The sequence below is a fragment of the Lactobacillus kalixensis DSM 16043 genome, assembly GCF_001434335.1.
Classification (GTDB): Bacteria; Bacillota; Bacilli; order Lactobacillales; family Lactobacillaceae; genus Lactobacillus; species Lactobacillus kalixensis.
In genome coordinates, this window is record NZ_AZFM01000001.1 from 50,763 (window position 1) to 69,691 (window position 18,929).

General features: G+C 35.5%; 23 protein-coding genes. 18 read left to right on the plus strand and 5 right to left on the minus strand.

Translation table 11 applies throughout. The features are described from left to right. Positions 1 to 85: 85 nt before the first annotated feature. Complete coding sequence (nhaC, locus tag FC46_RS00255; RefSeq protein WP_057797036.1) at positions 86 to 1,462, minus strand: Na+/H+ antiporter NhaC; 1,377 nt, start codon at positions 1,460 to 1,462, stop codon at positions 86 to 88. 367 nt (positions 1,463 to 1,829) lie between these two features. Between nhaC and FC46_RS00260 the strand changes: the two genes are divergently transcribed. The 4 genes from FC46_RS00260 (at position 1,830) to FC46_RS00275 (ending at position 4,765) form a co-directional block, all read left to right on the plus strand. After that, entirely contained in the window at positions 1,830 to 2,324 is a 495-nt protein-coding gene (locus FC46_RS00260) for a P-loop NTPase family protein (protein WP_057797037.1), read from the plus strand. 90 nt (positions 2,325 to 2,414) lie between these two features. Next, a complete protein-coding gene (rlmD, locus tag FC46_RS00265; protein ID WP_057797038.1) occupies positions 2,415 to 3,758 on the plus strand; it encodes a 23S rRNA (uracil(1939)-C(5))-methyltransferase RlmD in 1,344 nt (447 codons plus the stop codon). A 6-nt stretch (positions 3,759 to 3,764) separates the two neighbouring features. Beyond that, the gene (locus FC46_RS00270; protein ID WP_057797039.1) at positions 3,765 to 3,932 is read left to right on the plus strand and encodes a hypothetical protein; all 168 of its coding nucleotides are present in this window, start codon (positions 3,765 to 3,767) and stop codon (positions 3,930 to 3,932) included. 236 nt (positions 3,933 to 4,168) lie between these two features. Continuing rightward, a complete protein-coding gene (locus FC46_RS00275) occupies positions 4,169 to 4,765 on the plus strand; it encodes a tetratricopeptide repeat protein (protein ID WP_057797040.1) in 597 nt (198 codons plus the stop codon). A gap of 16 nt (positions 4,766 to 4,781) precedes the next feature. Here FC46_RS00275 and FC46_RS00280 read toward each other — a convergent pair whose 3' ends face one another. After that, the gene (locus FC46_RS00280) at positions 4,782 to 6,005 is read right to left on the minus strand and encodes an MFS transporter (RefSeq protein WP_057797130.1); all 1,224 of its coding nucleotides are present in this window, start codon (positions 6,003 to 6,005) and stop codon (positions 4,782 to 4,784) included. A 277-nt stretch (positions 6,006 to 6,282) separates the two neighbouring features. On the opposite strand from FC46_RS00280, the gene FC46_RS00285 reads away from it, so the two are divergent. From FC46_RS00285 to FC46_RS00310, 6 genes are all read left to right on the plus strand, one after another. Further along, a complete protein-coding gene (locus tag FC46_RS00285; RefSeq protein ID WP_057797041.1) occupies positions 6,283 to 6,561 on the plus strand; it encodes a type II toxin-antitoxin system Phd/YefM family antitoxin in 279 nt (92 codons plus the stop codon). Continuing rightward, a complete protein-coding gene (locus FC46_RS00290) occupies positions 6,561 to 6,908 on the plus strand; it encodes a type II toxin-antitoxin system YafQ family toxin (protein WP_057797042.1) in 348 nt (115 codons plus the stop codon). Before FC46_RS00285 ends, FC46_RS00290 begins: the two co-directional genes overlap by 1 nt. A 144-nt stretch (positions 6,909 to 7,052) precedes the next feature. After that, positions 7,053 to 7,838, plus strand: coding sequence for an aminoglycoside 3'-phosphotransferase (locus FC46_RS00295; protein ID WP_057797043.1), 786 nt, complete (start codon positions 7,053 to 7,055; stop codon positions 7,836 to 7,838). A gap of 104 nt (positions 7,839 to 7,942) precedes the next feature. Beyond that, entirely contained in the window at positions 7,943 to 8,464 is a 522-nt protein-coding gene (locus FC46_RS00300; protein ID WP_057797131.1) for a hypothetical protein, read from the plus strand. A gap of 149 nt (positions 8,465 to 8,613) precedes the next feature. Next, complete coding sequence (locus FC46_RS00305; RefSeq protein WP_057797044.1) at positions 8,614 to 9,933, plus strand: hypothetical protein; 1,320 nt, start codon at positions 8,614 to 8,616, stop codon at positions 9,931 to 9,933. A gap of 30 nt (positions 9,934 to 9,963) precedes the next feature. Further along, entirely contained in the window at positions 9,964 to 10,206 is a 243-nt protein-coding gene (locus FC46_RS00310; protein ID WP_057797045.1) for a hypothetical protein, read from the plus strand. Between the two features lie 105 nt (positions 10,207 to 10,311). Here the strand turns inward: FC46_RS00310 and FC46_RS00315 are convergent, their stop codons facing one another. Then, entirely contained in the window at positions 10,312 to 11,148 is an 837-nt protein-coding gene (locus tag FC46_RS00315) for a LysR family transcriptional regulator (protein ID WP_057797046.1), read from the minus strand. 226 nt (positions 11,149 to 11,374) lie between these two features. Here FC46_RS00315 and FC46_RS00320 point away from each other — a divergent pair, with 226 nt between their 5' ends. The 3 genes from FC46_RS00320 to FC46_RS00330 all read left to right on the plus strand — a co-directional run bounded on the left by FC46_RS00320 (position 11,375) and on the right by FC46_RS00330 (position 13,302). Then, complete coding sequence (locus FC46_RS00320) at positions 11,375 to 12,382, plus strand: alpha/beta hydrolase (protein WP_057797047.1); 1,008 nt, start codon at positions 11,375 to 11,377, stop codon at positions 12,380 to 12,382. 66 nt (positions 12,383 to 12,448) lie between these two features. Further along, complete coding sequence (locus FC46_RS00325; RefSeq protein WP_057797048.1) at positions 12,449 to 12,820, plus strand: alpha/beta hydrolase family protein; 372 nt, start codon at positions 12,449 to 12,451, stop codon at positions 12,818 to 12,820. A 5-nt stretch (positions 12,821 to 12,825) separates the two neighbouring features. After that, the gene (locus FC46_RS00330) at positions 12,826 to 13,302 is read left to right on the plus strand and encodes an alpha/beta hydrolase family protein (RefSeq protein ID WP_236702282.1); all 477 of its coding nucleotides are present in this window, start codon (positions 12,826 to 12,828) and stop codon (positions 13,300 to 13,302) included. Positions 13,303 to 13,496: 194 nt separating this feature from the next. On the opposite strand, the gene FC46_RS00335 is transcribed toward FC46_RS00330, so the two are convergent. Further along, complete coding sequence (locus FC46_RS00335) at positions 13,497 to 13,727, minus strand: type II toxin-antitoxin system HicB family antitoxin (RefSeq protein WP_083477992.1); 231 nt, start codon at positions 13,725 to 13,727, stop codon at positions 13,497 to 13,499. 152 nt (positions 13,728 to 13,879) lie between these two features. Here FC46_RS00335 and FC46_RS00340 point away from each other — a divergent pair, with 152 nt between their 5' ends. The 3 genes from FC46_RS00340 (at position 13,880) to FC46_RS00350 (ending at position 16,765) form a co-directional block, all read left to right on the plus strand. Next, positions 13,880 to 15,217, plus strand: a complete 1,338-nt coding sequence (locus FC46_RS00340; protein ID WP_057797050.1) for a dihydrolipoyl dehydrogenase family protein — start codon at positions 13,880 to 13,882, stop codon at positions 15,215 to 15,217. Between the two features lie 95 nt (positions 15,218 to 15,312). Next, entirely contained in the window at positions 15,313 to 16,350 is a 1,038-nt protein-coding gene (locus FC46_RS00345) for a serine hydrolase domain-containing protein (RefSeq protein WP_057797051.1), read from the plus strand. A gap of 70 nt (positions 16,351 to 16,420) precedes the next feature. Further along, positions 16,421 to 16,765, plus strand: coding sequence for a magnetosome magnetite crystal formation protein family (locus FC46_RS00350; protein WP_057797052.1), 345 nt, complete (start codon positions 16,421 to 16,423; stop codon positions 16,763 to 16,765). 46 nt (positions 16,766 to 16,811) lie between these two features. Here FC46_RS00350 and FC46_RS00355 read toward each other — a convergent pair whose 3' ends face one another. Then, complete coding sequence (locus FC46_RS00355) at positions 16,812 to 17,411, minus strand: PH domain-containing protein (protein WP_057797053.1); 600 nt, start codon at positions 17,409 to 17,411, stop codon at positions 16,812 to 16,814. Between the two features lie 155 nt (positions 17,412 to 17,566). Here FC46_RS00355 and FC46_RS00360 point away from each other — a divergent pair, with 155 nt between their 5' ends. Both FC46_RS00360 and FC46_RS00365 read left to right on the plus strand, forming a co-directional pair. After that, on the plus strand, positions 17,567 to 18,247 hold the full coding sequence (locus FC46_RS00360) for a hypothetical protein (RefSeq protein WP_057797054.1): 681 nt from the start codon (positions 17,567 to 17,569) through the stop codon (positions 18,245 to 18,247). A gap of 2 nt (positions 18,248 to 18,249) precedes the next feature. Then, positions 18,250 to 18,903 (plus strand): DNA alkylation repair protein, encoded by a 654-nt coding sequence (locus FC46_RS00365; protein ID WP_057797055.1) that lies wholly within the window; start codon positions 18,250 to 18,252, stop codon positions 18,901 to 18,903. Positions 18,904 to 18,929: the final 26 nt, after the last annotated feature.

An 18,929-nucleotide genomic window follows, 5' to 3' on the forward strand; every position in this document is an offset into this window, starting at 1 on the left:
AAGATCCTTTCTACATTTATCTATCTATCAAAAATATCACAAAAGTAGTAAGGATCCAAGTGGTTTGATTTATATTTAGAAATAATTATTTTTTGTTATTATTTGCCCATTTAAGTCCAATTCCAGTAAATCCACTAAGGATTGAGAAGACTGGTGAAAGAAGGCTAAAGAAAACAAAAGGCAAGAAGGTTAACACTGGTACGCCTAAAGTTGAAGCGGCAAAAGATCCAGCAACACCCCAAGGAATTAAGTAGTTGATAACACTACCACCATCTTCAAGTGTTCTACTTAAAGCTAAAGGTGATAAGCCCATTTTATCAAAGGCAATTTTGAATGCGCGACCTGGTAAAATTACTGACAAGTATTGCTCACCAACGAATAAGTTAATTCCAATACCAGAGAGAATTGTGACAGTGATTAAGCTGCCAGGCTTGTGAAGCTTCTTAACAAGAGGATCCATAGCACTTTGAACAATTTTAAATTTCATAAGCATCCCACCCAATGAAAGAGTAGAGATGATTAGGGCAACTGTTCCCATCATGCTAGAAATACCACCACGAGTTAATAGTGCATTAACTGATTTATCAGAAGTTTTAGCAACGAAACCATTCATAATTAAGTCAGTCATACTTTGAATAGATTCGTTTGGACTTTGAATAAAGATCATGATGCAAGTTAAAACGATGTTTAAGAAAAGAGTTGGAATAGCAGGAATCTTACGCCATGCACAAAAGATCATCAAGAGAATTGGTAAGCTTGCCCACCAGCTAATTGAGAAGTTTTGACTCAAAATTCTACTAGTGTGTTCAATCTTGGAAACGTCCATTGAACCGCTGTTACCAAGAACCCAGTAGAGGATGAATGAAATAACGAAAGCTGGAATAGTTGACCACATCATGTTCTTAATGTGAGCGAATAATTCACTTTCAGCAACTGCTGAAGAAAGATTAGTTGAGTCAGAAAGTGGAGACATTTTGTCGCCGAATACTGCTCCTGAAATAATTGCCCCTGCTACTAAAGCTGGATTAGCGTTCATAGAAACACCAATCCCAAAAAGGGCGATTCCAACTGTTGAAATAGTAGTGAAACCTGAACCGATGGCAGAACCAATAATTGAACAAACAATGAAGACAGATGGAACGAAAAATTGCCCGTTAATTAATTTGAAGCCCAGAACCATGATGGAAGGGATGATTCCGCCTTTGATCCAAAGCCCGATTAAAGCTCCAATTAAGATAAAGATAAAGATTGGGATAATAGCAACCCCGATCCCTTCTTTGATCCCATTTTGAATATCTTCCCAACTAGCACCGCGTAACTTGGCCCAGAAGGTAAGAAAACACACTGTAAATAACACAGGTACTTCTGGAGATAGGCCAAATTTGATTACTGAGAAGCCAAGTATAGCCAAAAGAATAATTAAGATAATGATGGCTTCAGAGAAGCTGACTTTCTTTTTCATAAAAAATTCCTCCAAATAAAAAATCCCGCTGACAGTATTGTCAACGGGACGATTATAAAACCGTGGTACCACCCACATTATGAGTCTAAGAACTCACACTCTTACAGATGATAACGGTTCTGATTGTTTTCCGAACAAAATAGTAAAGCTGTGTATTTCATCATATCCGCCTGCCTGGTTCACACTAGCCACCAGTTCTCTGAACTCTGAACGAATTGACTACTTATTGCTTTTGTTGTGCATTATGATAGCAATATTAAAAAATGAAGTCAATAGTTTTAATGAAAATAAATTAGAGTTTTTATATTAAACCGATCAGAAAAAGTGTGATAAGATTGATACACTAGGCTTTTAGAAAGGATGAAAAATGAAAAAAGTATTGATAATTGGTAGTCCTGGTAGTGGTAAAAGCACTTTTGCTAGAAAATTGCACAATATTACTAACTTACCAATCATCCATTTAGATATGCTCAATTGGAATAGTGATAAAACTACAGTTTCAAAAACTGTCTTTGAAAAAAGAATTCAAGCAGCTATATCTGAAAAGCATAATTGGATTATGGATGGAAACTACCTAGCTACAATGCCAATGCGTTTAAAAAAATGTGATACTATTTTTTTTATGGACTATTCTACAGAAACTTGTTTGTCCGGTGTGCAAAATCGAATCGGAAAAAAACGACCAGATATGCCTTGGGTTGAAGAAGAATTCGATCCTGAGTTCAAACAATATATCAAAGACTTTCGAAAAATTCGTCGCCCTAATATTTTAGCTTTATTGAAAGACCAAAATAATAAGACGATCATCATTTTTCATTCACGTGAAGAAGCCAATCGGTATTTGGAAGAGTTGAGAAAATAAAAATCAAAGTTAGAAACAAAGTTTAAAAAACTTTAGAATAATGTATATACGATGAACCATTAAGTCAAATTTTTTAAAGGGAAAAATCACATGCAAAAAAATCAAATTGTTGAATTGGAAATAACAGACTTGTCTTACGAGGCAATGGGAGTTGCTCACTACGAAGGGATGACAATCTTCGTTAATAACGCTCTTCCTGGCGAAGTTGTGAAGGCTAAGATTCTTAAAGTAAAGAAGAATTTTGCTTTCGCTAAGATTGAAAAGATTATTAAAGAAAGTCCAGATCGAATTAACGTTAAGCTGAACCAATGGGTGCAAACTGGCTTGGCAAGCTTAGCGCATATTAAGTATGCAAAGCAATTAGATTTCAAACGTAATCAAGTGGTGAACTTACTTCAAAAGATTCATATGGATGATGTGAAAGTTGATGAAACTTTGGCTAGTCCTGAAGAAATTGGCTACCGCAATAAGGCACAAGTTCCAGTTAGAGAAGTGAATGGACAACTTGAAATCGGCTTCTTTAGACGTCATTCACATGATTTAGTTCCACTTACTAATTTTTTCACTACCGACCCTGAAATTGATCGAGTTTTAGTGGCTGTGTGTGACATTTTACGTAAATATAAGGTTCCAGCATATGATGAAATTCATAATAAAGGTGAAGTTCGTTATTTAGATGTACGTCGCAGTAAAGCAACTGGCGAAATTATGGTGATTTTGGTTTGTCTTCACCGTGATTTTCCTGAATTACTTGAAGTAGCCGCTGAAATTAGCCAAATTAAGGGCGTTACCAGCATTATTTTGAATCATAATCCTAAGAAGACCAATGTGATTTTGGGTAAAAAGGATTATGTTGTCTTTGGTGAGGACCATATTACTGATATGATTGGGGATGTAAAGTTTAGAATTTCTCCACAAAGTTTCTTCCAAATTAACTCTTTGCAAACACCACGCTTGTACAATTTGGCAATTGAAAAGGCTGACCTGAAGCCAAGTGATGTGGTGATCGATGCATATTCTGGAATTGGGACAATTGGTCTGAGTGTGGCCAAGCATGTTAAGGCTGTGCGCGGGATGGAAATTGTCAAAGATGCGGTTAAAGACGCTAATGCTAATGCTAAGCTTAATGGAATCAATAATGCTCAGTATGTGACTGGTAAGGCTGAAGAAATCATGCCACGCTGGGCTAAGGAAGGGCTGAAGACCGACGTAATCTTCGTTGATCCACCTAGAAAAGGTTTGACGCCAGAATTTATTGATGCAGCTGTTGAAACTAGTCCTAAGAAGATTGTGTATATTTCATGTAACCCAGCAACGCAGGTGAGGGACTTGCAGTTGTTTAAGGAAAAGGGCTACAAGTTCGATGAAGTAGCACCTGTAGATATGTTCCCACAGACTCCGCATGTAGAAAGTGTAGTTGTTCTTACGAAGTAAGTACGAATGATTGAAGTTAAAGATAACGAAACTCATATTAAAAAGTTACCAACTTTGTTAGATTGGGATAAATTAATTAAAAAGATACCAGTAGAAGACGTTGAAATTGATGAGAACGGGCATTATGATTCTAAAAAACATCCAGACTTTCATGATTGGATAGTTAATGGCTAACAGATACAGACCGTTTGGGGCTTTTTGAATTTATTAAAAAATTGAAGAATCACGAATCAAATTAAAAGTGTGCATATTCCTTTCGAAAAGATTGGAATGTGCATATTTTTTTGTCTGGAGAACTACAAATGGCTATCTTGGATTTTACCGAAATGTTGCATGTAAAACGGGAAATTCGGGGTTAAATGTGTACTCAGAGTATAATAGATGAAAAGGTATACGAGGGAGAGTAAAAAATGAACGAAGAAGAAATGGCAAACAAGGCTGATGAATTGCTTAATATCGGCGCTCGAGCTTATCGACAAGGTAACTATAAAAAGGCAGAAAAATATTATACACAGTCTGCAAATTTAGGGAATCCCCAAGCTGCTTGTAATCTGGGGTACATTTATGCTTATGGTCGGACAGAAAATCGCGACCCTGAAAAAGCCTTCTATTATTTCAATTTAGCTGCGATTGATGGTAATGCAAATGCTTCGTACAAGGTAGGTGATGCTTATTATTGGGGCGATTTTGTTGAAAAACAACCTTTGATAGCATATAAATATTATCAGCAAGCTGAAGCACAGTTGGGATATATGGGGAGTAATGATGATGATATTAAGTCGGACATTTATTATCGATTGTCATTGTGCTTATATAGAGGGGTTGGAACTGAAAAAGATCTCTTTGCAGCCCTATCGTATATTAATAAGGCACACACCTATTCATACTACGACCGAACTCATGATAAGTATAACTGGCAGTCAACGGCTAGAAGAATTAGTGAGTTGAGAACAGCCATTATTAGCGAATTTGATAATGAAATAGAAAACGGCACCCAGCCAAAATAGCTGAATACCGCATAAACTAAATATTTTTAAAACCAGAATCACACATTCCGATTACGAACATAACCACTAATAGTATCCCTGATATGACAAAGTGAAGAGAGGTTGGTATTGAGTTAGATATAATACCACTTATTCCTAAGCCTAAAGGGCCAGCTAATCCGATTACCATTAGGTACAAGCTGATAACCTTACCTAAGTTGTCTTGCGCAACCTCACTTTGTAATAGCGTCTGAATCGGCGCATCAATTAATGGAAGCTGGAATCCGGCTAAGAAATTAATGACGACAAAGATTGTAAAACCAAACCGATTCCCAGGAAGCAAGCCGGAAAGAAGCAAGACGCAACCGATTCCTACAAATCCAATAGCAGTGGGTAATAGCTTATGAGAAATATTGTTTAGCTTGCCAATCCAAATGCCACTTAGTCCCATTCCCAGAGCAATTGCTACTTCAACTAATGGAGCATCGAATTTTAGTGATCCATGAAAATGCTCACTGGTCATTAGTGGATAGAGCGCTGTACAAGGTGTAATAATGGCAACTGAGATTGCTTTATAGATAATAACTTTGGATAAAATAGGTTTGGATAGAATTATTTTTATTCCCTTTTTCAATTCTGAGAAGGGGTTAAAAATAATTTTATTAGATTTTCCTTCATGGAAATGAGTGATTGCTACTGAAATGATACCTACTATGTTTGCTAGTGCCGATAACAGAAGTATCTTGTCGACTGGCAATATTCCATATAGAATTCCGCCCAAAATAGGTGGAAGAAATTGATTTAGGGCTTGAAGTGAACTGTTTTGTCCATTGATCGTTAATAGTCTATCCTTAGGAACTAGTTCTGGAATTGAAGACTGAATCGTTGGATTTTGAACACTAATCGCAATTGCTCGCACTAGTTGAGTGATTAAGATTAATGTGACAGTTAAACTGTTATTGCTAATGTTTGCTTTAAAGAACAAAAGCAAAGTTATGATTATGCTGATAAGATCGGACAGAATAAGAACTTTCTTTTTACTGATTTGATCAGCTAGTACACCGGCAAAAGGTGAAAATAATGCGATCGGAAGTAAAGAAATCATTTCCGACAAAGTTAGTATTATGGCGGATTTTGAATCAGCTGTTAGATAAAAAGTAAGACTGTAATTAGCGGTTGCTGAAATCACTGTTGCTAATCCTTGGCCAACGAATAAACGATAAAAATTGTTAATCCATGCATTTTCTGTATTTGAATACATAAAAAGACTCCTTGCAGTTAAATTTGATAACATAACTGCTTGGAGTCTTACTTGTCCAAGGTATACGCGCAATGACATGGTCATTCTTTTTTCGCTATGTTGCTTGCTAGTATACATGAGCTTTATATATTAGTCAAATTGAAGATTCAACTTAGACTGCACAATGATTGAGACAACATAACCGAACTTTTTCATTGAATCTTCTTTTCACTAAATGCTTAAATATTGATTATTTGACGTAATAAAGTACAATATTAAGTACAAGGAGGTGCTGGCTATGACTTTAGCATTAACTCAAAGTGATTTTAGAGCCCACATTAAGAAATATTTAGATCAGGTTAATGACGATGATGAAGTAGTTTATGTTGCTCGGTCTAATAGCCGTTCAGTGGCGGTACTTTCTCAGGAAAAACTTTATTGGATGGAAAAGGCATTGCAGGTCAGGGAGGATTCTTTAGACTATGCAGTAGCTCGAGATCAATTAATTCAACGCCATGTTTTGCCAGATGATCCAATCGTTGAATCCAATGATGATTACTGGGGGCAATTTAAATAATGGCAAAACTACAATTTAGACCCCGTGCTACTTTTAATGCTGATTTAAAACGATTATGTCGACTTGATCAGACTATTATTGATGACGTTCGGGCAGCAATTGATGAATTGTTGGAGAACGGATCTTTGTCTGAGGAATTTGGTGATCATCCACTTAAGCGACGTTTAGCAGGATATCGAGAGTTTCATGTTCGCGATACTCCTCATGGTGAACAGTCAAATGATACCAATGATGTATTAGTGATCTGGTATAAGGAACGTAATGAGTTAGTAGCTGTTGGCGTTCGAGTTGGATCACACGATCAATTATTTTCTGGACAAAATAGATCAAAGAGATATCCTAAGTAGTTAATAAACTTTAAATACTAATGGGCAAGTGTGCATTTTTCTTTCTACGTAATTGAATTTGCACACTTTTTTAAAATTTAAATATTTAATTGATACAAATATCTAGGAACGATAATAAATCTAAGTTGATGAAGGATACAAACAATGAAAAAAACTTTGATAGAACAAATTCCTTTTGAAATGCCACACAATATAAAAAAATTTGTCACTGGTGTTAAGATCTATGATAGTTCGTCATCGCCTGAAGCAAGAGTATATTTCATTAATAAAGACAACGGGTACTATTTAAAAAAAGCGAATGCTCGAAAGCTTGAAAAAGAAGCAAAAATGACAAGCTATTTTCATTCCAAAGAAATTGGTGCTGAAGTCTTAGATTATATTTCATCTGATTATGATTGGCTTTTGACTAAGGCTGTTGAGGGAGAGGATTGCATATATCAAGACTATATCAACAATCCGACGCAATTGTGTGATACTCTTGCAACTGAATTGAGAAAATTACATGAGACAGACTATACTGACTGTCCTATCATGGATAGAACAGCAGAATATTTAGCAACAGTAGAAGAAAATTATCGTACAGAAAATTATGATAAATCTGCCTTCCCAGATAGTTTTGGCTATCGATCAGCTGAAGAGGCTTATGAAGTTTTGAGTAATGGAAAGAGTGCTCTACAAAGTAAAGTACTGCTTCATGGAGACTATTGTTTACCTAATATTATTCTTAAAGATTGGAAATTATCCGGCTTTATTGATGTTGGCGATGGTGGAGTTGGTGATCGTCATATTGACTTGTTTTGGGGAATTTGGACGTTATGGTTTAATTTGAAGACTGATAAGTATCGAGAACGATTTATTGATGCATATGGAAGAGATAAAGTAGATAAATCTTTGTTAAAAGTAGTTGCGGCTGCTGAAGTTTTTGGGTAAAAAGCAGTACTCATATCCACATATAAAAGTAGCTATGTTCATATGGCATTACCATCGATTCTGTAAACTAGTCGAGGTTTAGTTGATGTGATACAATGACAGCCATGAAAGAATTAACTCAAATTTACGCTCAACATGCCGAAATGCCATACATTGCTCCTCAATATGAGGAAGAATTAAGAAAGAAGCCAATCCCTAAACGGAACATGATTCGCACTGCAGAAGGTTTATTACCTGGTCATATTATCATGCTTTGGCGAATTAACTTTGGAACATATACGACGCAGTCACCATATCACAAGTACTTTTACACAACTTATGGAATTGATGCGTCAAAGGAACTACATTGGTTGATCGATCAAGGATATGTGAAGATTGATTCAGCTTTTGAATCATTGCGCCATTTGCCTGCTAGCAAACCCAAGGAATTCTTGAAACAAAAACAGGTTAAAGGACTGTCGAAGATGAAACGTGCCGATTTAGACCAGATGATTGCTGAATATTATACAGAAGGTGAGCTAGCCAAGCTTTTCGACTTACGTAGCTATTCACTTACATCAAAGGGAGCGGAGATATTAGCTCGGCATTCGGAAATTGTTGCTAAACATCCACAAAAATCCTTCTAGTCTGAAAAAGTCACTAGTTTTTTTAGATATAAACGATTGATAAAAAGCTAACTGTTTTGGTTAACTTTTTATTGTCTCGATATTTATGACAACTCAAGCTTCGAAAATTCAGTGGTATAATTTCAGCAAAGACGATGGAGGAAGTCTCAATGAAGAATAAGATAGCTGGAATTTGCAGTATATTAATTAATATTTTGCCATTTTTGATATATCCAATGCTGATTACACAACATAATGGCCAATTTGTGAACTTTGTACCCTTTGCAGTTTATTATGCCTTCAGAAGAGCAGGACTACTTCTTTTTCGTGATTGGCAGCACCATTTTCCTTCACTAGGCAAAATTGGTCTGTTTTCTGGCTTACTTGGGTCAATTTTTGGATTATTTGGAGTACTAAATACTATTTTCTGGGATATCTCTGGTATTGGCATTGGCCTAGCATCAGTACTTTTTCCGACAGCTGTTAATCAAAATAAACGATTAATGAAGATTGAAAAAAATGATAAGAAAAATACCAAACTTGTAACTCGTTTGGTATCAATGCTTGTTGTTTTTGCTATTCTGGCAGTTATTGCAATCTTCAGATCATCAATTATTAACTTTTTATTGATGCTAATAATAAATGTTATGGCTCTATGCACTTACCAGTATCGCAATTATAAGTTAGTTAGACCAGTACATTTTAATTTGCTCAACTATTTGCTTGGAATACTGCTTTTCTTGTCCATGCTTTCAATGAGAATTGCGCGAAGCACTGGCATTAAACAAGCAATAACTTGGGGAATTGCTTTACTCGGAATATTTTTATTATTGATGACATTTTTGTTAGTTGCCAATTGGCAGAGAAAAAGAAGGGTATCATCGAATTTTCGGGGTAAAGCTATATTTTACGGAGTTTGTGGTCAATATTGGACGATATACAGCACGATTTTCATTGGCGTTTTGTACGGGAGGCAATTGTACTACTGGGTGGTCGTGATTTACTTGTTGGCAATGATCCTGGGACCGCTATTTGCAAAATTTATTTTTAGTCACATTGCTATCGATCCAATGTCTTTGAGCTTGATTTTTACAATCATAGGAATTTTATTAACTTTCTGGCTACCTATTTATTTCTTAGGAGTATTTTTGATTCGTACATTTGCAAGTCAAGTTCGCCAAATGACAACTTCAGAGTACGAGCAACAAACGAATAACTATCATCTATCTTTTATCGTTAACTACAATTACGCGACTATCGGTGGGATGACCTCGCAATTTGTAATGTGGGGCAGCATGCTTTTGTTAATGAGTAATCAAGATTTAAGTGACACTTTTATTGGATTTTCTCAACATCAGTCTAGCTTGAGTAATATTTCTGCGATCAACGGTGCTCATATTATTCTTGCAGTTTATATGATTCTTTATACTGTCATTTTATTAATTAGTTTGCATTCTAAAGGTAAAAATACTAAAAAGATTACAAGTTAATGTTAAAGGGAGTCATAAATAAAGATAAATATGAAAATTTGGACAATACAGGTGTATGAGGTTTATCAAAAATTACTTGATCAAGGATATTTTTACTGTGATCCCAAGAAGTCGTTTAACTTAAATGATGATATAAATTTTTCTAATGCGTATCATTGGATGACTCGTGAAGAAGAAATTGATATGTACGGATTGGCCGATGCACAATACAATATTATTTTTAATTTATTTGTATCTGATCAATTAAACAAAAACGACACTCAGCAGAAATAGCTGAATGTCCGAGGTATTACTTATGTTTTTAACAATAATTCACCATCTTTGAACTAAACGTTTAAGGATGGTGATTTTTTCTGCTCTGGTTTTATTAGGAATATCCTAATCCAATGAATTACGAAGTTCATTTAAGAATAAAGTCGCTAAATTAGATTGATGGATATTTTTCTTCCAAATAACTACATTAGGATCGGTGACTTTAGGCGATAACGGACGTGAAGTTAAATGTAAATTATGATTATCGACTAGATTTTGATAAGTAATTTGAACGGCATTAGTATTGCTGGTTAAAAGCGAAGCGTTAAATGCTAAGTTGCTTTTGGCTAGCACATTTATTTCTTTATAGAGATTACCCCACCAAGTATGAAATTTATCATTTACTAGAGTTTGGCTAGAAATAATAATTGGATAATTAATCAAATCTTCTGGTGTAACTTTTTCTTTAGAAGATAGTGGATGATCTTCTCTAAAACTTGCTACAAATTCATTTCTTTCAGGCAAAATCAAACTATTGAAACTTTCAAGTTGGCGATTTCCCATAATTACACCAAAATCTAAAGTTCCTGCGTTAATTTGTGCTTCGATTTCATCTGCATTACCATCTACAAATTGAAAATTGACATTTTTTTCAGTTTCAGAAATTTTGGCAATAACTTTCATAATTCGATCTATGGCAAAAGATTGACCAGCGCCGATCTTTAAAGTACCAGTTACCATTGAAGAACTTAGAATATTTTCTTCTGTTTGATCAGCGATTGCGATCATTTCTTTAGCTTTGTCACGTAAATAGTATCCAGTTTCGGTTAAACTGATTTGTCTACGGCCTCGAGTGAATAGTGTAGCACCTAATTCCTTTTCTAATTCTTTCATTTGTGTTGATAAGGATGGTTGAGCAATATGCAATGCTTCAGCCGCTTTAGTAATATTCTTTTTTTGCAAACTTCTAAATAATAACGTAAAACTCGTAATTCCATCTTAGCCTCCTCATATAGTTTTTACCTATATTGTAAATTAGTTATTAAGTATTTCACAGAGTTAAAGAGATATTTTATAATGAAGAGGTAAATAGAGCGAATTTTGCAATTGATACACCTGATGATACTGATGTAAATGAAATTATTGTTCGCCCAACGGGACAAGCAGTGTAGTAAAAGGAGAATTTTAAATGAGTAAATTAGCTAATGATACTAGAGTATTTAAAATTAATCCAGAAATCGAAGTTCAAAACGTTAGATTTGAAAATAGATATGGCTTCATCTTAGCAGGTCACTTGTATCTTCCAAAGAATTATGAAGAAGGTAAGAAGTATGCTGCAATTGCAATTTCAGGTCCATTTGGTGCAGTTAAGGAACAATCAAGTGGTCTTTATGCCCAAACTTTAGCAGAACGCGGCTTTGTAACTCTTGCTTTTGATCAGTCAACTACTGGTGAAAGTTCCGGAAATCGGCGTAATGTTGCTTCACCTGATATCTTCGTTGAAGATTACTCAGCAGCAGTGGACTTCTTAGGCACGCAAAAGTTCGTTGATCGCGAAAGAATTGGTGCAATTGGTATTTGCGGTCTTGGGTCACATGTTTTGACGGCAGCTTCAATTGATGTTCGTATTAAGGCTGTTGCTACTTCAGTAATGTATGATATGTCTTCTTCAATGTGGGATGGCATGGGCGTAGAAAAGACTGAAGAACAACGTGAAATTGAAAAGCAATATCTTGCTGATATGCGCTGGAAGGAAGTTGATGAAGGTAAGCAAATTTCTGGTCAACATGAGTTAATGTTTGATGAAAACAACAAACCTATCTATCAAGATAAGTTAATGCCAGATTCATTACCTGAAAACGCGCATCCAATTGCTAAAGACTTCTATGGTTATTATGTAGAACGTGCTTTCCACCCACGTTCAATTAATTCTACAACTGCTTGGGATGCCGTTTCTCCATGGGGTTACTACAACTTCCCATTACAACAAAGAATTGAAAGCATTAAAGCACCTAAGTTAATTGTTACTGGTGAAAATGCCCACTCACGTTACATGGCAGAAGCTGCATACAAGCGATTAACTTATCCTAAAGAATTAGTTGTTGTTCCTGGTGCAACCCACTGTGATTTGTACGATCAAATGGATAAGATTCCTTTTGACAAGTTTGAAAGCTTCTTCAAAGAAAACTTGAAGTAATTTTAACCTAAAAATGGAGGGTTTAATCTGAAAATACATTTATCCCCTAAAATAAAAAAGATTCGATTGAGTGTTTTAGTAGCTTTGATTAGCCTGCTTATTATTGCTTGTTCCAATCCAAATACTGCTGAATCTAAAACCGAAAATTCTAATAGAGCTTCGAAAATAACTAGCCAAGTTTGGCAAATCAAAAATGGAAAAGAAACGATCTATGGACATATCTACCAACCTAAAAAAACACATGGCAAAATGAAAGTCGCGATTCTTTCACACGGATTTGGCGAAAGCGAAGAACAGATGAAGCCATATGCTCAGAATCTGGCACGTCGTGGCTACTTTGCTTATGCGTATGATTTCCCAGGAGGCTCATTAAGTGGTCGCAGCAAGGGACGCGATATGACGCAAATGTCTATTTTACTGAAGAAAAGGACGTTTTAGCCATCATTAATGCAGTGAGAAAGAGAAATAATGTGCAGAAAAATGGCATATTGTTAGTCGGAGCTAGTCAAGGTGGAGCAGTTAGTGCTCTTACAGCTTCAAGACATCCCCGACATATTGGTGCACTTGCTCTAATGTATCCAGCATTTTCAATTACTGCTGATGCTCAGGCTCGTTATAGTTCGTATTCGCAGGTGCCAAATAGACCTGATATTTTCGGTATAACAGTGGGCAAAGCTTACTACCGAGGACTTTTTGATATGGATTTGACACACGATGCGACTAAGTTTAATGGCCCAGTTCTAATTGTTCATGGACAAGCTGACGATACAGTTCCAATTAGATATTCTAGACAGGCTCAGCACAATTTTAGAAATGCAACGTTAAAAGAAATTCCAAATGCAAGACATGGTTTTTCTGGTGCTGATCTTAATCGCTCAATTAAATACATGGATGACTTTGTTGATAATTTGAAATCATAATTGTAATCACCATCTTTGAACTAAACGTTTAAGGATGGTGGTTTTTTCTTCTCTGGATTGCAATTAAGGAAAATTGAATGCAGCTAAAAAATGAATATGAACAAATATTTTAGGAGATCCAGAAGATTATGCAGGATAAGTAAAAAAGTGTACTGATCTCTCTTTTTGAAGTGAGGGATGCAGTACACTTTTTATTATTGAACAGGTTCAGGAATTTTTACATTGCGCCTAATGCAAGAAGAAAACCATGCTTTTTTAGCTTCTTCAAGTTCGACTAAGCCTTCATCGATAGTATCACCGTAGGCGATTAAACCGGGTAATTTTGGAATAGTTACTCGATAGTAAGTTTCACCATCGTTTTCTACAATTTTTTGAAATTCGGTTGGATAATTAAGATTCATGTAGTAAGTGAGATCTTTTTTCATTGTTTATTCTCCATAATCTTTATCTATACGTGAATAATATCATATTTAGTACTTGCAAGATATAAATTTAATCCAAGTACCAGTGTTGAACTTACATTAAATAAGTGATATCTTAGAATCAAAATAACAACTATTGTGAGGAACAGAATTTTATGAAATATGATTACATCATCATCGGTAGTGGTCCAGTTGCCATTCACTTACGAGCAAAACTAAAGAACACTACCAAATCCGTCTTAGTAATTGAAAAGGGTTTTTGGGGTGGTACTTGCCCTAACACTGGTTGTCAACCCAAAATCTTTATGGAAGGTACAGTTCGTCCGGTCTTAGCTAGCCAATACTTAGAAGGAAAAGGCATTGAAGAAGCAGCTAAGATTGACTGGTCTTCTTTAATGAGTCGCAAAAAGAAAATCTGGGGTGCTTTTCGTAAGAATGCTCGCGCAAATACTACTACTGAGCAAGTTGCTACTGTTCAAGGAAAAGGTATAATTACTGGTCCTCATACAGTTAGAGTAGAAGATCAGGAATATGAAGGAGAAAATATTGTGATTGCGACTGGTCTTGAACCACGCAAACTCAATGTCCCAGGGGATGAATACGCAATTACCAATAACGAATTCTTTGAACTAGATCAATTACCAAAGCGTGCAGTAGTTGTTGGTGGTGGCTATGTCGCTTTGGAATTAGCTACAATTTTGAATGCGGCAGGGGTCGAGACGACTATTTTACAACACTCAGATCGTTTGCTTCGTCCATTTGATCAAGATTTTGTTGAAAAATTACAAGAGATCATGGAAGAGCGCGGTATTAACTTCCACCTGAATGCGCCAATTAAAGAAATAACTAAAAATGGTGATCAATATACTGTTACAACTGCAAATGGTGATAGTTTTGCTACTGATTTAGTCATTAATGCTGCAGGTAGAAAGCCTGTTGTTGAAGACATGGGGCTGGAAGAAGTGGGCATTGAATTTGATCTTGCTAAAGGGATTAAGGTTAATGAGCACTTGCAGACTAACATTCCAAGTATTTTTGCAGCTGGTGATGTTGCTGACAACGGTCAAGCTAACTTAACTCCAGTTGCTTGGGTTGATGCTTACCACATCTATGACTTTCTTGAAAAAGGCGTCACAAAGCCAATCAAATACCCACCTGTAGCAACCAATGCATTTACTTATCCAGAAATTGCCCAAGTTGGTATCCGTGAAAGTGACATGCAAGCTGGTGATTATGTTAAGACATTGGATTTAGCTGATACTTTTATCGCAATAGGTGAGGGTGATCCAAATGCTAAGTTAAAAGTAATCTTCAATAAGAATGGCGAAGTTATCGGCGCATCAGAACTCAGTATTAACGCTGCAGATGACATCAATAACTTCTTACCACTAATCGGCAGAAAAGATCCAATTAAATTTGTTAATGATAATTTGACCTATACATTCCCAGCTTTGGCAAATAACTTAGACGAGATTTTCCGTTATTTTGATTAACAAAATCAATAAATAAGAGAAGTGTACTATTTCATTTTTGAGAAGAAGTAGTACACTTTTTTTAGTGGAGAAATCTGAAAGCGAGTGGAAGCATCATGCGATTTAAAAAGAAGAAAATTGTTATATCTGCCTTGGTCATCCTATGCGCCTTAGTATTTTTATTCATGCATTCAGGGAAAAGGTTGGAAACAGGGACTAAAAATTCGCAAAGACAACTTAAATATTATCTAGAATCTCACCATATTAACGGAGTGATGCTAGTTAATGGTAAAAATGGTAGTCCAATAGTTGTTAAGAATAACGAAACTTCTGATAAGCAAAAGATAGTGAAAGCTAATAAATTATTTGCAATTGCTTCGCTTCAAAAAATTATGACGGGGACTGCAATATACCAACTGAAGCAAAAAAATCAGCTAAATTGGGCTACTCCTTTGTCTAAATATTATCCTCAAGTGCCGGGAAGTAAAGAGATAACAATTCAAGAGTTGCTCAATCATACGAGCGGATTGATTAATAATAATCGTCCATCTTCACCACTTAAAAATCAAAAAGAACAAATTGCGTATATGCTCAAGTATATTAAGTATGATCACCTTCATACTTGGGACTATCAGGATGTAGATTATGAATTGCTGGCAGCGATTATTAGTAAGCAAACTTCTTTAACTTATAATGCTTATATTCAAAAAGAATTTGCTAAACCGCTAAAGCTTAAACAAATCAAAGATTTCTCAGAAGTAAAGAAAGAAGAAGTTCCGCAACCACTAGGTAATAATGTTGATTGGCATAAAGTGACAGTAACAACATCTTCTGACTTTGGTGCTGGTAACTTATTCATGACACCAAATGAATATTGGAAATTTGTATATAACAAAGTATTAAAAGATCCGAACATGATCAAAGCATTTTCTCGCCAGGCTCAAAGTCAAGCAGTGTCATACTTTGGTGGTGTGTACTTCAAGGGTAATGTTATTTATGCGGAAGGAAGTATTCCTGGATATAATTGCTGTTTTGTTGCTAATTACAAGACTAAGCAAATGATTATGTTGTTCTCTAATAATATTAAATATTTAGATTTAAAAGAAGCGTCTGATTTTCTTCGACGTAATTATATGGGTGAGTTTGTCTTATAGTAATCACGGTTTGGTTCTGTGATAAAATTGGATTGAATAATAGTAATGTTTAGTTACGAGAGGGAATAATATGAATAACTTACAAGAAGAGCCAAATACTACTCAAAAACTTTTGGCTGCATTGTCTTACATTAGCTATTTCTTTTTACCAATTATTTTTCCATTAATTGTTTGGATCGTTGGTGTTGATCATCCATTTATTAAGAAAAACGCCAAGCGAGCTTTTTGGAGTCAGCTGCTTCCTATTATCTTGGGATTAGTGTGTTTATTAGTGATCGGAATCAGTGGATCATTTAATTATTCAAACATTTCATGGGGATGGATGACTGTTACTTTAGTCGCAATTGTTTGCTTAGTTGCTTTAGCAAGTTTAATTTATAATGTTGCTAGTGCAATTCGTGTGTTGGTGGATTAAAAAAGTGTGCTATTTTCCTTTTGTGGATAGTAGCACACTTTTTAGTTTAAATATTCAAAATCTGCTTCTTTTTAGCCTGAAATTCTTCTTCAGTTAAAACGCCTTGATCAACTAGTTCTTTCAACTTCTTGATTTGTTCCATTTGCTTATCTAAATCATCAGGCTTCAATTGTTTCCTAATAGTATCAGCTAAAATTGAGGCTGACATTTTATTGAGCGAATTAAACGATAATTGATCATTGTTAACGACAAAAGTAATATCATCGTAGACAATTTGCGTTTTGACAAGCACACTCTTTATTTGTTCTAGTGGGATAGTTTTCACGATTTCCTTTGCGTGCTTCTTGCTAATAATGATCAAATTGCGATTAGTTGCGATAAGTAAACTGGTTTCGCTTTGATCGTTAATGCCGGTAGCCGTGTACGTGATTATTTCATCAGATTTTTCAAGCAATTCGATTAGCGGCGTCAAATCCTTGACATTGAACCACAGGTCAAAGACACCGGCAGTAATTAGTTGCTGCTTTATGTTATCTGGTATTGCTAACTTTTTGATTTTGCTGATCGCTTGTTGGTTGCGCTGCTCAGCTAAAAAAGTTTGATTTGCTTCTCTTTGTTTCTTACTAAATAAGTCAAAAAATCCCATAATATTTCCTTTGAAATTAGTATTGTTACTGACTATTATGGACTATTTGATAGGGGATGTCTTGTGTATTTAGGAAATAGTTTTATTATAATTTTGTCATAAATTCACACATGTTATACTAGCTTAGCAAGGTTAAAAATAAGGGGAATAACAACATGAAGAATTTACGTAAAATCATCACCACTTCAGCAATCGCACTTACTTTAGGCATGAGCGTTGCTCAAATTAGTACAACGACTGTGTCTGCTGCTAAAACAGAAAAAAGCTCTAAAAGTTCTACTCTTGAAGGTGGCTGGCAAGTAAACAAGGGAAGTTTTAGTCTTAATAAAAATAAGACAGCTAAAGCCGCTTTTGACAAGGCAATCGATGGGTTAACTGGCTACTCATATGAGCCAATTGCTTATCTTGGCTCCCAAGTTGTTGCAGGAATGAATTACTCATATCTCTGCAAAGGCTCAGTCGTTGTACCAAATGCTAAGACCGAATACTTTATCTTGAACGTTTATCAAGATTTAAACGGAAAAGCTGAAATCACCGGCACCACTAATTTGCTTAAGGTCGGCACTAAGAAGAATTCATGGAAGTTCAATCAAACAAGCACTTCTTTAAATAAGAATGCTAAAGCAAAAGCTGCGTTTAATAAAGTTAATAAGAAAAAGTTTCAACCGATTGCCTACATTGGTAAGCAGATTAAAAATGGGACTAACTATGCAATTTTCTGTAGAAATGCCAAGACTAAATCCTACAATTTAGTAGTCGTTAACCAAAAGGGTAAGAAAGCGAAAGTCGCTCAAGTTAAGAATGTCTCTTTAGCAGTTGAAGCAAACAAAAACTAACTATGTTCTACACAATTAAACAAAACTTCGAAAAAATCGCTGACTCAAATAAGGCTAGCCAAATGGAAAAATACATGCGCGGCCGCTTCAAATTCTATGGAATTCAAACACTCGACCGTCGCTTAGCTGAAAAAGAGATTCTCAGACTAGCTAAACAAGAAAAATCAATTCGCTGGGATGAACTTGATCAAATTTGGGACGATGATCACCGCGAAATGCAGTATTTCGTCTGCGATTTTTTACTTAAATTCAAAAATAAACTGACATATGAAGATCTAGCACACGTCAAAAAATACGTGACGAGCAAGCAATGGTGGGATACGATTGATAGCCTAATGAAAGTCTACGGGCAAGTTGGTCTCACTGATCACCGCGTTGATCAATTAATGCTTAAGTGGTCCCAAGATCCTGATTTTTGGCTCAGAAGAGTTGCAATTGAACACCAACTTTTGCGTAAAGACAAAATGAAAGTTGCCTTACTTGAACAGATTTTGCTCAATAATTTGAACGACAATGAATTTTTCGTCAACAAGGCAATCGGTTGGGCATTGCGCGATTATTCCAAAACAAATCCGGCTTGGGTTAAGAACTTCATTGAAGAAAATCAAGCAGACTTAAATCCCTTATCAATTAAAGAAGGTAGTAAATATCTATAAAAAATAGCTCTGAAGGCTTCAATTCT

Coding starts and splice junctions, on each gene's coding strand:
- nhaC (WP_057797036.1), bottom strand. CDS start 1,462: ATGAAAAAGAAAGTCAGCTTCTCTGAAGCCATCATTATCTTAATTATT.
- FC46_RS00260 (WP_057797037.1), top strand. CDS start 1,830: ATGAAAAAAGTATTGATAATTGGTAGTCCTGGTAGTGGTAAAAGCACT.
- rlmD (WP_057797038.1), top strand. CDS start 2,415: ATGCAAAAAAATCAAATTGTTGAATTGGAAATAACAGACTTGTCTTAC.
- FC46_RS00270 (WP_057797039.1), top strand. CDS start 3,765: ATGATTGAAGTTAAAGATAACGAAACTCATATTAAAAAGTTACCAACT.
- FC46_RS00275 (WP_057797040.1), top strand. CDS start 4,169: ATGAACGAAGAAGAAATGGCAAACAAGGCTGATGAATTGCTTAATATC.
- FC46_RS00280 (WP_057797130.1), bottom strand. CDS start 6,005: ATGTATTCAAATACAGAAAATGCATGGATTAACAATTTTTATCGTTTA.
- FC46_RS00285 (WP_057797041.1), top strand. CDS start 6,283: ATGACTTTAGCATTAACTCAAAGTGATTTTAGAGCCCACATTAAGAAA.
- FC46_RS00290 (WP_057797042.1), top strand. CDS start 6,561: ATGGCAAAACTACAATTTAGACCCCGTGCTACTTTTAATGCTGATTTA.
- FC46_RS00295 (WP_057797043.1), top strand. CDS start 7,053: ATGAAAAAAACTTTGATAGAACAAATTCCTTTTGAAATGCCACACAAT.
- FC46_RS00300 (WP_057797131.1), top strand. CDS start 7,943: ATGAAAGAATTAACTCAAATTTACGCTCAACATGCCGAAATGCCATAC.
- FC46_RS00305 (WP_057797044.1), top strand. CDS start 8,614: ATGAAGAATAAGATAGCTGGAATTTGCAGTATATTAATTAATATTTTG.
- FC46_RS00310 (WP_057797045.1), top strand. CDS start 9,964: ATGAAAATTTGGACAATACAGGTGTATGAGGTTTATCAAAAATTACTT.
- FC46_RS00320 (WP_057797047.1), top strand. CDS start 11,375: ATGAGTAAATTAGCTAATGATACTAGAGTATTTAAAATTAATCCAGAA.
- FC46_RS00335 (WP_083477992.1), bottom strand. CDS start 13,727: ATGAAAAAAGATCTCACTTACTACATGAATCTTAATTATCCAACCGAA.
- FC46_RS00340 (WP_057797050.1), top strand. CDS start 13,880: ATGAAATATGATTACATCATCATCGGTAGTGGTCCAGTTGCCATTCAC.
- FC46_RS00345 (WP_057797051.1), top strand. CDS start 15,313: ATGCGATTTAAAAAGAAGAAAATTGTTATATCTGCCTTGGTCATCCTA.
- FC46_RS00350 (WP_057797052.1), top strand. CDS start 16,421: ATGAATAACTTACAAGAAGAGCCAAATACTACTCAAAAACTTTTGGCT.
- FC46_RS00355 (WP_057797053.1), bottom strand. CDS start 17,411: ATGGGATTTTTTGACTTATTTAGTAAGAAACAAAGAGAAGCAAATCAA.
- FC46_RS00360 (WP_057797054.1), top strand. CDS start 17,567: ATGAAGAATTTACGTAAAATCATCACCACTTCAGCAATCGCACTTACT.
- FC46_RS00365 (WP_057797055.1), top strand. CDS start 18,250: ATGTTCTACACAATTAAACAAAACTTCGAAAAAATCGCTGACTCAAAT.